Here is a 12091-nt window from a genome sequence, read left to right as displayed (position 1 = left end):
CCGAAACCGGACCTTCTTCCAACCCGGCAACCTCACCATGCCCCGGCAAATAGGGTGCCAGATGCGCCCCGACACCAATCGGCCCCATCCCCGGCCCGCCGCCACCATGCGGGATTGCAAAGGTTTTGTGCAGGTTCAGGTGGCTGACATCACCGCCAATCCGCCCCGGTTTCACCAAACCGACCAAAGCGTTCATATTCGCGCCGTCGATGTAAACCTGCCCGCCGTGGTCATGGGTGATCTTGCACACCTCGCCCACCGTTTCTTCAAACACGCCATGGGTGGACGGATAGGTGATCATGCAGGCCGCGAGCTTGTCCCCCGCCGCCGCCGCCTTGTCGCGGAAATCATCGAGGTCCACATCCCCATTCGGCGCGGATTTCACCACCACAACCTTCATCCCCGCCATCTGCGCCGAGGCCGGGTTGGTGCCATGGGCAGAAGTCGGGATCAGGCAGATATCGCGCTCCGCCCCGCCATTGGCGCGGTGATAGGCGGCAATCGTCAGCAGCCCCGCATATTCGCCCTGCGCGCCGGAATTGGGCTGCATCGACATCGCGTCATAGCCGGTAATCTCACACAGTTTGGCCGACAGATCGTCGATCGCCTCCTTGTAGCCAAGCGCCTGATCGACCGGCACAAACGGGTGCAGGCTGCCAAATTCCGGCCAGGTGAGCGGCATCATTTCCGCGGCGGCATTCAACTTCATGGTGCAGGAGCCAAGCGGGATCATCGCGCGGTCCAGCGCCAGATCGCGGTCCGACAAGCGCCGCATATAGCGCATCATTTCCGATTCCGCCCGGTTCATATGGAACACAGGGTGGGTCAGGTAGTCGCTTTGCCGCACCATCGCCTGCGGGAAACCGAGTTCTGCACGGTGCGGTGGCACGCCTTCAATGCCAAAGGCGCGCAGGACAGAGATCAGGGTTTTCTCATCGGTGGTTTCATCAAGCGAAATTCCGACACGTTCATTGCCGATCTTGCGAAAGTTCAGGCCTTCCTGCCGGGCAGCGGCCAGAATCCCCGCCTGCCCGACGCCCACTTCAACCGTGATCGTGTCGAAAAACGCATCAGGCGAAACCTTGGCCCCTGCGGCTTTCAGCGCGCGCCCCAGACGAACGGCCGAAAAATGCACCCGCTCCGCGATGGATCGCAGCCCTTTCGGCCCGTGGAACACCGCGTAGAATGAGGCCATCACTGCCAGAAGCGCCTGCGCCGTGCAGACGTTGGAGGTCGCCTTTTCACGGCGGATATGCTGTTCGCGGGTTTGCAGCGCCAAGCGGTAAGCGGTATTGCCACGGCTATCAATCGACACCCCGACAAGCCGCCCCGGCATTTGGCGTTTCAGATCATCCGCGCAAGACATGAACGCCGCATGCGGCCCACCGTAGCCCATCGGCACGCCAAACCGCTGGCTGGACCCGACAGCAATATCGGCCCCCATCGCGCCCGGTTCCTTGATGATGGTCAGCGCCAGAAGGTCCGTCGCCACCACCGCAATCGCCTTGGCCGCGTGAAGCGCCGCGATTTTATCCGTGTAATCCGTGACATGCCCATAAGTGCCGGGATACTGGAAAATCCCGCCAAACACTTTATCCGCCTGCATCTCTGCAGGGTCGCCGACGATCACCTCAATCCCCAAAGGCTGGGCGCGGGTCTTGATCACAGCGATGGTTTGCGGGTGGCAGTTGCTATCGACGAAGAAGCCGCGCGCCTTGGATTTCGCGCTGCGTTCGGCCATCGTCATCGCTTCGGCGGCTGCCGTCGCCTCATCCAGCAGGCTGGCGTTGGCGACGGGAAGACCAGTCAGGTCCGACACCATGGTCTGATAGTTCAGCAGCGCCTCAAGCCGACCTTGCGCAATCTCGGGCTGGTAGGGCGTATAAGCCGTGTACCACGCCGGGTTTTCCAGGATGTTACGCTGAATCGCAGGCGGCGTGACGGTGCCGTAATAGCCTTGCCCGATCAGGCTGGTCATCACCTTGTTCTTGCCCGCAACCTTGCGCATTTTCGCCAGCAACTCATGCTCTGCCAGTGGTGCCCAACCCAATGGGGTTTTCTGCTGGATCGAGGCCGGGATGGTTTCATCCATCAGTGCATCAAGGCTCGGCGCGCCGACAACGCGCAGCATCTCGGCCATTTCCTCGGTCGAGGGGCCGATATGGCGGCGGTTTGCGAAGTCGTAGGTGTTGTAGTCAACAGGTGTATAGGTCATCGCGAACTCTCCCGATCAGGCATGGCTTAGAATGTTTATCAATGTCCCCGCAGGGTCACGCAGATAGAAACGGCGAACGCCCCACGGCTCCGTCACAGGGCCGTAAACCGGAGGCGAATCAAGGCTTTTGGCCCGCACCAGAACCGCATCGAGATCATCAACCTCAATCGAGATCACCGGCAATTCGGTTCCTGAACCACCCTCCGACGCGATATGAAGCTCCACTTTCTGCTGTGCATCCGTCTCCAGAAACGTGATCCAGCCCATATCCAGCGGCAGGTCCAATCCGAAAAGATCGGAATAGAACCGCGCCAGCGTCGATGGGTCAGGGCTGGACAGGTTTGCGACGATGCGCAGGACTGTCATCCGATCAATTCGTTGTATTCATCTTCCGACATGAACTGATCGAGCACGGACATATCGTCGATCTTCATCTTGAAGAACCACGCCTCGCCCGTGGCATCATCGTTCACCAGACCGGGTTTGTCCGACAGCTTTTCGTTCACTTCGACAATCTCGCCATCAATCGGAGCGAGAATATCAGATGCAGCCTTGACGGATTCGATCACCACCACCTCATCGCCGGTGGCGACGACGGTTTCGGGCTCCGGCAATTCGACAAAGACAACATCGCCGAGTTGTGTTGCCGCGTGTTCGGTAATGCCGACGACGACAAGATCGCCCTCCACCCGCAGCCATTCGTGATCTTCAGTGTATTTCATCATCATGGGATTCCTTATCGTTAAAAGGGGGCGTCAGCGTTTGTAGGTGGATGGACGGAACGGCAATGCGGCAACGGTGACGGGCAGGCGTTTGCCACGCACCTCACCCCAAAGCTGGGTTCCGACAGTGGAAAGCATGGGGGGAACGTAGCCCATTGCGATCGGTGTCTCCACCGAAGGGCCAAAGCCGCCGGAAGTAACATATCCCATCGCATCGCCGCCTTCGGCTGCGGCAAAAAGGATCACACCTTCGCGCATCGGCGCGCGGGTTTCAGGCAGCAAGCCAACGCGCAGCTTTTCCGGTCGCTTGGCAAGTTGCGCCAAGATTACGTCGGCACCGGGAAAACCGCCTTCGCGCTCGCCCCCGGACCGGCGCGGCTTCGGGATCGCCCAAGACAGATTTGCCTCCACCGGGGTGATCATGTCGTTCATGTCATGGCCATAGAGGCACAGACCCGCCTCCAGCCGCAAGCTGTCCCGCGCGCCAAGACCGATGGGCTCCACGCCCTCTGTTGCGAGCAAGGCACGGGCAAAGCCATCGACATCCGGCACAGAAATCTCAAAGCCGTCCTCGCCAGTATAGCCGGACCGCGAAACCCACAACTCACCGAACACTGTGTCGGCAGACATCACATCCATAAAGCGCATATCCCGCGCGGCCGGCACCAAGGCCGACAACGCATCTTCCGCCTCCGGTCCTTGCAAGGCGACAAGCCCTCGGTCGGTCACTTCCTTCACTTCCGCCACGGCGGCGAGCATCTTTTTCATATGCGCGATGTCACCATCCTTGCGGCCCGCGTTGACCACGACAAACAGGTGATCGCCACGATTGGCAAACATCAGGTCGTCGATGATGCCGCCGGTTGAATTGGTGAAAAGCCCATAGCGTTGCCGCCCTTCGGGCAAGCCCTGTACCGCGACCGGCATCATCGCCTCCAACCCGGCAACCAGCGCATCCATCCCGGCTTTCGGGCGCAGGATCACCTGCCCCATATGCCCGACATCGAACAACCCCGCATGCGCCCGGCAGTGCAGATGTTCCTTCATCACGCCCATCGGGTATTGCACCGGCATCTCATAGCCCGCGAAAGGCACCATCTTGGCGCCAAGTTCCACATGCAGATCGTAAAGCCCGGTCCGCTTCAGTTCGGCCATAGTGCCACCCCCAGTTGCCGGCAAAACCCGGCACCCCGCGGACAGGCCAATCCCACCCGCAAAATGCCCCCTCTGTCCTTGCCCATCACAGGCGCCTGAGATCGTTATCCCTTCGGCGGGCGTGCTCGCCACTCTCCAGAGTCCGCTACCAGAACCGGTCCTTTTGCCTGAGAGTTTACCGGGGCGGTTGCTCCTTCGGCACCAGAATGGGCTTGCGCCCGAACCGGATTCTCCCGATCCTGATGTCAAATGACTAGCCTGTGGGCGGCCCTTGTGGCAAGCCAGAAAAAGAATACGACCGCATACAAACGGAAAGCCCCATGACACACCATTTCTTCGGCTACGGATCCCTCGTCAATCGCGCGACCCATGCGTACCCCAACGGGCAACGCGCCTCTCTCGCCGGGTGGCGGCGGGCCTGGGTGCATACTGCCGCCCTGCCCCGGTCGTTCCTGTCGGTGATCCGCGATCCCGGTTGCACCATCCACGGGTTGATCGCCGAGGTTCCGGGCGGTGACTGGTCCGCGCTGGATATCCGGGAGGAAGGCTATACCCGCCAGCCCGATCAGGCGATGATTTCAGGCGCAGCCTTTCCGATCCAGGTCTATGCCATCCCCGACGGCATGGGACACGCCCCGGCACATGACTATCCGATCCTGCTGAGCTACGTCGACGCGGTGGTTCAGGGCTTTCTGACCGAATACGGCGACCAGGGGGCCGCACATTTCTTTGAGACGACAACAGGATGGGACGCGCCAATTCTCAACGACCGCAAGGTTCCGCAATACCCCAGATCACAACGCCTGTCAGCACAGGCGCAAGCGGTGGTCGATGCCGGATTGCGGGGAGTTGGCGCGAAAGTTCTCCCTTGATCGTGCCCGCTGATCCCGGCGCCTTCCGCCGCTGATTTGACGCGCGTTTCGCTGCCGGGTCGGCACCCTGTCAGCGGCGATCGGGAGGCTCTCCGCCGATCAACTCCCAAGCCCTTTCAGTGCGTTCATATTGCTGGTCACAGTATTGGCCATCGGCTCGGTGATCGCCTGCCGATTGGCGCAAATCTCTGCCGGGGTCATCTTTGCCAGCGCAGCCGGGTCGATCCCTTGGCGCGGTGAGGGAAGGTCCCGTTCCCCGATGGCCTTCAACCGGTCGCTACGCGGTGCTGCATCGTCGCCGATAATCCTATGGCGAATACGCGCCCACCAGGTTTCCCTGGCCTGCGCGCGATACATCAAGCAGACGGCGCAGTGCCCGGAAAACCGCCGAATTTGCGCTCTGGTCAGGCGGCAGGTGCAGGGCGGAACGATCAGAACCTCTGGTCCGGGTCCTTTGAGGCCTTATGTTTGCGCAAGCGGCTTGGGGTGTGGAACTTCTTGTCCTTGTAAGGGTTCTTGTCGCCCTGCCCGCGCAGCATGATGCGGATCGGCGTTCCCGGCATATCAAAATGATCGCGTAACCCGTTGACAAGATAGCGTTTATAGCTTTCCTGCATCAGATCAGGATGCGAACACATCACCACGAAACCCGGCGGGCGGGTTTTCACTTGCGTCATATAGCGCAGCTTGATGCGGCGGCCACCCGGCGCGGGTGGCGGATGCGCCTCGGTCATCGCACCGAGCCAGGTGTTGAGGCGGTTGGTTGGAATACGGCGGTTCCAGATATCATGCGCGCGCAGGATGGCGGCGTGCAACCGGTCCAAGCCCCGCCCGGTTTTGGCGGAAACCGTCACCAAGGGCGCGCCGCGCAACTGTGGCAACAGGCGCTCAAAACTTTCGCGCAACTCCGCCAGCTTTTCCTGCTTCTCGCCTTCCAAGTCCCATTTGTTCACTGCCAAAACCACTGCGCGGCCCTCGGTCTCCGCGTAATCGGCAATCCGTAAATCCTGCTGCTCAAATGGAATTTCCACGTCCAGCAGCACCACGATCACCTCGGCGAAGCGCACGGCGCGCAAGCCGTCGGAAACCGACATTTTCTCCAACTTGTCATTGATCCGCGCTTTCTTGCGCATGCCCGCCGTGTCAAAAATCCGGGTCGGCGTGCCCAACCAATCGCTTTTGACTGAAATCGCATCGCGGGTTATCCCGGCCTCAGGCCCGGTCAAAAGCCGCTCATGGCCGATTATCTTGTTGATCAAGGTCGATTTACCGGCATTGGGCCGCCCGATCACCGCGATTTGCAGCGGTTTCTCGATTGTCGGCTTGTGCCATTCGGGGTCTGGCTCGTCATCAGCCTCGTCTTCGGGGATATCGAGGTCGACCAGCGGCGCGTCGGCCTCCGCGCGTTCGGAAAATTCGGCACCGATCGGGCGCAGAATGTGGTAAAGATCATCAATACCTTCGCCATGTTCCGCTGAAAGCCGGATTGGTTCGCCAAGGCCCAGCGACCACGCATCAATCGCGCCGCCGTCCCCGGCTTTGCCTTCGGCTTTGTTCACGCCCAATATCACCCGCGCACCCTTTTTGCGCAGGATATCGGCAAAGACTTCATCCGTGGCGGTGATTCCCGCGCGGCCATCGACCAGAAACAGGCAGACATCGGCCATATCCACGGCGCGTTCGGTCAGCCGCCGCATCCGGCCTTGCAGGCTGTCATCGGTCACATCTTCCAGCCCTGCCGTGTCGATCACGGTGAAATGAAGGTCAAAGATTTTGCCGTCGCCTTCGCGCAAATCGCGGGTGACGCCGGGTTGGTCATCAACCAGCGCCAGCCTGCGCCCGACGAGGCGGTTGAACAGGGTGGATTTGCCCACGTTGGGGCGGCCGACTATGGCGAGGGTAAAGCTCATTCTGGCCCCTCCGGGGGCTGCTGTCAGATCATCAATCCGTCGCCATACACGGCCTGCGCGTCAACGGAAAGCGTGAAGTTGGCCATTGCCGGAAACCACATACATCGCGCCGCCCGCCAATGCGGGGGTCGAAGCCGCGCCGCCGGGCAAAGCAACCGTTCCCAGCAGCGCGCCATTGGTGGGGTTGAACAGGCGTATCACCCCGTCACCAGAGGCAACGACAATGCGGCCGCCTGCAAGCACCGGGCCGTAATGCGCGGTGATCGCTTTCAGTTTTTTCGCCTTCACCGCCTCATAATACGGCATGTCCACTTCCCAGATGGTTTCGCCGGTATTGGCATTCAGCCGCACCAGCTTGGCCTCATCCGAGATCAGGAAGACCGATCCGCCAACCGGCAGCACCGCGCCATAAGCCGCTTCATGTGCTGACCATTTCTCCAGCCCGGTGGCGGTGTCGACCGCTGACAACCGGCCAGACTGGTTGCCAACATAGGTGGTCGCGCCGTCGATTACCGGGTCGCCGGTGATGTCGGTGACCCCTGTATAGCCGCGCCCAAGCCGTGACCCCGCGATGCTGTCAAGCCAGATGCGCGTCCCGCCCTTGGTTTCCGCCGCCACCAGTTCACCGCTGGCGAAAGGAAACAGCACCTTGCCGCCCGCAACCGCAGGTCCACCGGCACCGATCATGCCGTTGACCGAAGGCGTGCCGCCAAGCTGCCATTGCACCTTGCCGTTGACCGCGTTGATTGCCCAGGCCGTGCTGTCCCGCCCGACGACATATACCACGCCATCGGCATAGGTGGGCGTGCCCGCTGCGGGCGCGCCGAGGTTCTGACGCCAGATCACTCCGCCGCTGGCCGGGTCCACCGCCACGAGTTCCGCGTGCCCGGTGGACGCAAAGAGCTTGCCACCGCCGTAAGCCAAACCGCCACCCGAAACCGCACCGCGCGCGCCCGCAGGCATCAGGTCAACTGACCACAGTTTTGCCCCGGCGGTGGAAACGGCTGAAACCACCGTCGCGGAATCCATCGTATAGACGCGCCCGGCTGCAACAACTGGTGCTGCGGTGATGCGGAATTTACGGCTGTTGCCGCTGCCGATATTCACCGACCAGATCCGGGTCGGTGACGCCGACAGCGCGGCATTGGGCATCAGATGCGCCGGGTTGTCGGCACGATGCGTCCATTCGGCATTGCTGCGCGCGGCGGGCAAGCTGATCGGAACGGATTTGTTTTCAACCTGTCCGTAGCTGTCGGTCGGCAACGCCTCGCCTTTCACGGGGATCGAATCCTCCAGCGGGGTGCGGGTGTTGAAACGCTCACCGGTCAGGATCAGCTCCTTTTCGCAACCCGAAAGCAGCAGGGCGCCTGCGAGCAAGCACACGGTCAAGCCCGCCCGCTTCGGTTTGCCAAGATTGGCCCGCATGTCAGAGAGAGAGATCATCGTTTGTCTGCCCCTTGTCCGGCGCGAGGATGCGCGGCGTGTTCATTGGGCCAAGCGGGATTTCCGCAAGGCGTTAGCTGTCCTTGACCTCGCCCCCCAAGGCCACAATCATCTGTCCGGCACGTTGGCGCAAGCCTGTCGGGGCTTCCTGATCGTTGGACAGCGCGCGAAGCTGGGTGATTGCCGCCTCAACCTCGCCCGCCTCGACCGACAGATAAGCCATCTGTTCCAAGGCCAGGGTGCGGAACGGACGACCCGGAATCACCAGCGGCTCAAGTGCGGCACGGCGGCTGGCGATATCCATTTCATCCCCCGCTACGATGACCCGACGCAAGGCCGCCAGATCGCGGTAGAGCTGCGGCAGGCTGGCATCAGCGGCAACGGCGTCGAGTGCGGCCAGCGTTCCGGCCTTGTCCTCGGCCGGGTCAGAGGCGAGCATCAGCTTCTCAATCGCCAGCTTGTTTGCATCGCCCGCCGCCTCATCCGCAGCTTTTTGCAGTGCGGCACGTCGAGCCTCGGGCGATGTTTCATCGAGCGCGGTCAGCAAACTGTCGCCAAATGCCTTGGATGCCGCAATCCGGCTGGCCTTGCGCCATTCGGTAACGGCCGCGCCGCCGACGATCAGAACCACCAGCAGAATCGCGATCCAACCGTATTTGCGGAACATCGCAAAAAGACGATCACGGCGAACCTCTTCGGTCACTTCGTCGATGAAGCTTTCTGTCTCGCTCACGCCTGTCTCCCTCTTTCAAACTGTCTTACACGCAAGGCAAAGGGCTTGCCAAGCCCTGCGCCCGTATCTTGGCCATGCAACCGATGCCAGAGATTGTTTTTTCACGGCAAGGTGCGGCCGCGGCGCGTATCACTTTTGATTGGATTCTGGTATTTGTATGACTGCAATATGCGTTGGCCCAGTGTTTCAGGTTGAAACACCTGCCCAATCCGGCCAGAGCGACGCAATCCCACCCGAGCGAGGTCAACCAGCGTTCAGCCGCAGGTCTTCCTGCTCGGCCTCCTCCTCGGATGATTGGCGTGCCCACATCGCGGCATAGCGGCCGTTGTTGGCGAGCAACTGGTCATGGGTGCCTTCCTCGACGATGCGGCCTGCCTCCAGCACGATGATGCGGTCGGCATCGGCGATGGTGGACAAGCGGTGCGCGATGGTGATGACGCTGCGCCCCTCGCCCATTTCCAGCAGGCTGTCCTGAATATCGCGCTCTGTCTGGGTGTCGAGCGCCGAGGTCGCCTCATCCAACAGCAGGATCGGCGGGTTTTTCAACAAGGTCCGGGCAATGCCGACGCGCTGCTTTTCGCCGCCCGACAGCTTCAACCCACGTTCGCCCACCGGCGTCTCATAGCCTTCCGGCAAGGACAGGATGAAATCATGGATGCGCGCGGATTTTGCAGCGCCCTCCACCTCCGCCCGCGTGGCTTCGGGGCGGCCATAGGCGATGTTGTAATACACAGAGTCGTTGAACAACACCGTATCCTGCGGCACGACGCCGATTTGCGCATGCAGGCTGTCTTGGGTCACATCGCGCACGTCCTGCCCGTCGATGCGCACCGCACCGCCCGAGATATCATAAAACCGGAACAGCAACCGCCCAACGGTCGATTTGCCTGACCCCGACGGCCCGACAAGCGCGATGCGCTGACCTGGCTCCACACGGAAGGAAATGCCTTTCAGGATGGGGCGCGCGGCGTCATAGGCAAATTCCACGGCGTCGAATTCTACAGCACCACCGGTAATCTGCAATTCCTTGGCACCCGGCTTGTCGACCACTTCGGCAGGTTGGCCCAACAGCGCAAACATCTCTGCCATATCCACCAAAGCCTGGCGGATTTCGCGGTAAACCGTGCCCAGAAAGTTCAGCGGCATGGTGATCTGGATCATATAGGCGTTGACCATGACGAAATCGCCGACGGTCAGGATTTTCTGCTGCACGCCCATCGCCGCCATCACCATGACAATCACCAGACCAATGGTAATGATCAGCGATTGGCCAAAATTCAGGAACGACAGGCTTTGCCCGGTCTTGACCGCCGCCACCTCATATTGCCGCATCGCACCGTCATACCGCTCCGCCTCGCGCAACTCCGCGCCGAAATATTTGACGGTTTCAAAATTCAGCAGGCTGTCGATGGCCTTCTGGTTGGCGTCGGTGTCCTGCTCATTCATCTGACGGCGGACTTTCACGCGCCATTCCGTCACCTTGAAGGTGAACGAGACATAAATCGCGATGGTGACAACCACGACCGCCATATATTGCCAACCGAACAGCACCGCAAAGATCACCGCAACCATCGAAAGTTCAAGGATCAGCGGGCCGACGGAGAACAGCATGAAGCGCAGCAGGAAATCGACACCTTTCACCCCGCGCTCAATGATCCGGCTCAACCCGCCGGTCTTGCGCGCGATGTGGTAGCGCATCGACAGGCGGTGAATATGGGTGAAGGTTTCCAGCGCCAGCTTGCGCAAGGCACGCTGACCAACGCGCACGAACACCGCGTCGCGCAATTCGCCGAAACCCACCGCGCCCAACCGCGCCATCCCGTAAGCGACGGTCAGGCCGACGGCACCCAGCATCAAAAGTGTCGCCTCGTCATGCTGCTCACCCGCCAGTGCATCCACAGCCGCCTTGTAAAAGAACGGGGTAGAGACGGAAATGATTTTGGCGAGTATCAGGAACATCAGCGCGAAAACGACGCGGTAGCGGACCCAAGGTGTGTCGGCAGGCCAGAGATACGGCGCGACCCGGCGCATCGTCCGCAGAGCAGAGCCACCTTCGCCGCTGGTATTCCTTTTGCTGGCGGTTCTCGTCACTTGGCGCATCGGTCCCTCACTGCTCAAGGGGGGTGCCCAAGGCGTTCTGTCACGGTTTTCGGTTCAAACGGCAACTGGATGAACGCGCCTTGTGATACTGTGCCGCAACGGCAAAGACCAGAGCGGCGCGTGAAACCTCAGCGGCTTTTGTCTGGCATGGCTGCGGATTCCGGCAGGGTGAACACCTGACCCGGATAAATCAGGTCCGGATTGCGTATCCGGTCACGATTCGCTTCGAACACCTGAACATAAAGGATGCCGTCGCCGAACTGATCGCGCGCAATCGCCCAAAGCGTCGCCCCCGGTTGCACGGTGACCGACACCGGTGCCATCGCGGTGTGCGGCGCTGCGGGCTCTGTGCCGGGGTTGGCCGCGACGGGTGCGGGAGTGCTATTGGCCGCCACAGGGGCAATCGGCACTGGCGGCGGTGCAGGTGGGGATTGCGTTGCCGGTTGTGCGGTGACGGCGGCAACGGGTTTGGTGCTGTCAGGTGCCACTGCCGGTTGTACATCGGCTTTCGTCTCGGTGTCCGACCTCGCGACGGGGGGGGACGGGGCAAGGGTCATTGCCGGTGCGGCGTCAGCGGGCGCAGCGGCAGTTGCAACCTTTTGGGTCGGAACGCGCGGCAAGGCGGCGGCAAGGGCGGCACTGGTTTCACGCTGGAACGGCGTTTCGAACCGCGCGGTCACCTTGCCGTCGGCATCAAGTTGATCGGCGCGCAACGTATAGCGACCGGGGGCAATATCAGGCAATGGGCCGCCCCAGCCTCCGTCCGCTGCCACGTCGAAAGCGGTCAGCGCGGCGTTATCTAGGTAAATCCGCACCACCGAACCCGGCATTCCCCGCCCGCCAAGCTGCACGGTGCCACTGGCGCTATAGGAAATCGAGTCGATCACCACCGGGCGCAACTCCCCCGGTGCCGCATCCGACGCACCGGTTTGCAAAACCCG

The 12091-nt window shown here is 61.4% G+C and carries 11 protein-coding genes and 1 riboswitch; of the genes, 1 reads left to right on the top strand and 10 read right to left on the bottom strand.

Annotated features, from left to right (window positions below):
- The 4 genes from gcvP to gcvT form a co-directional block, all read right to left on the bottom strand.
- Positions 1–2215: aminomethyl-transferring glycine dehydrogenase (gene gcvP / locus L0H65_RS06585; protein WP_301458039.1), on the bottom strand; the 2215-nt coding region annotated here is incomplete at its 3' end.
- Between the two features lie 15 nt (positions 2216–2230).
- Positions 2231–2581: a VOC family protein gene (locus L0H65_RS06580; RefSeq protein WP_301458038.1), complete on the bottom strand. Its 351-nt coding sequence runs from the start codon at positions 2579–2581 to the stop codon at positions 2231–2233.
- Positions 2578–2937 (bottom strand): glycine cleavage system protein GcvH, encoded by a 360-nt coding sequence (gene gcvH / locus L0H65_RS06575; protein WP_301458041.1) that lies wholly within the window; start codon positions 2935–2937, stop codon positions 2578–2580. The genes L0H65_RS06580 and gcvH overlap by 4 nt, the downstream gene beginning before the upstream one ends.
- A gap of 33 nt (positions 2938–2970) precedes the next feature.
- Positions 2971–4092 carry a glycine cleavage system aminomethyltransferase GcvT gene (gcvT, locus tag L0H65_RS06570; protein WP_301458037.1) on the bottom strand — a complete coding sequence of 374 codons (1122 nt, stop codon included), beginning with the start codon at positions 4090–4092 and terminating at the stop codon, positions 2971–2973.
- A 145-nt stretch (positions 4093–4237) separates the two neighbouring features.
- Positions 4238–4338, bottom strand: a riboswitch (glycine riboswitch).
- A 74-nt stretch (positions 4339–4412) separates the two neighbouring features.
- Here gcvT and L0H65_RS06565 point away from each other — a divergent pair.
- Positions 4413–4964: a gamma-glutamylcyclotransferase family protein gene (locus tag L0H65_RS06565; RefSeq protein ID WP_301458036.1), complete on the top strand. Its 552-nt coding sequence runs from the start codon at positions 4413–4415 to the stop codon at positions 4962–4964.
- A 99-nt stretch (positions 4965–5063) separates the two neighbouring features.
- Here L0H65_RS06565 and L0H65_RS06560 read toward each other — a convergent pair whose 3' ends face one another.
- The 6 genes from L0H65_RS06560 to L0H65_RS06535 all read right to left on the bottom strand — a co-directional run.
- Complete coding sequence (locus L0H65_RS06560; protein WP_301458035.1) at positions 5064–5321, bottom strand: hypothetical protein; 258 nt, start codon at positions 5319–5321, stop codon at positions 5064–5066.
- Positions 5322–5395: 74 nt separating this feature from the next.
- On the bottom strand, positions 5396–6874 hold the full coding sequence (gene der, locus L0H65_RS06555) for a ribosome biogenesis GTPase Der (RefSeq protein WP_301458034.1): 1479 nt from the start codon (positions 6872–6874) through the stop codon (positions 5396–5398).
- A 60-nt stretch (positions 6875–6934) separates the two neighbouring features.
- Positions 6935–8317 (bottom strand): PQQ-binding-like beta-propeller repeat protein, encoded by a 1383-nt coding sequence (locus L0H65_RS06550; RefSeq protein ID WP_301458033.1) that lies wholly within the window; start codon positions 8315–8317, stop codon positions 6935–6937.
- Positions 8318–8390: 73 nt separating this feature from the next.
- Positions 8391–9050 (bottom strand): hypothetical protein, encoded by a 660-nt coding sequence (locus L0H65_RS06545; protein ID WP_301458032.1) that lies wholly within the window; start codon positions 9048–9050, stop codon positions 8391–8393.
- Positions 9051–9293: 243 nt separating this feature from the next.
- Positions 9294–11081, bottom strand: coding sequence for an ABC transporter ATP-binding protein/permease (locus L0H65_RS06540; RefSeq protein WP_301458040.1), 1788 nt, complete (start codon positions 11079–11081; stop codon positions 9294–9296).
- A 197-nt stretch (positions 11082–11278) separates the two neighbouring features.
- On the bottom strand, positions 11279–12091 hold an 813-nt coding region (locus tag L0H65_RS06535), incomplete at its 5' end, for a LysM peptidoglycan-binding domain-containing protein (RefSeq protein WP_301458031.1).

The organism is Pseudorhodobacter sp. (assembly GCF_030452865.1).
GTDB lineage: Bacteria > Pseudomonadota > Alphaproteobacteria > Rhodobacterales > Rhodobacteraceae > Pseudorhodobacter.
The sequence above is the reverse complement of the archived record's forward strand: the minus strand, read 5'-3'. Positions and strand labels throughout refer to the sequence as shown.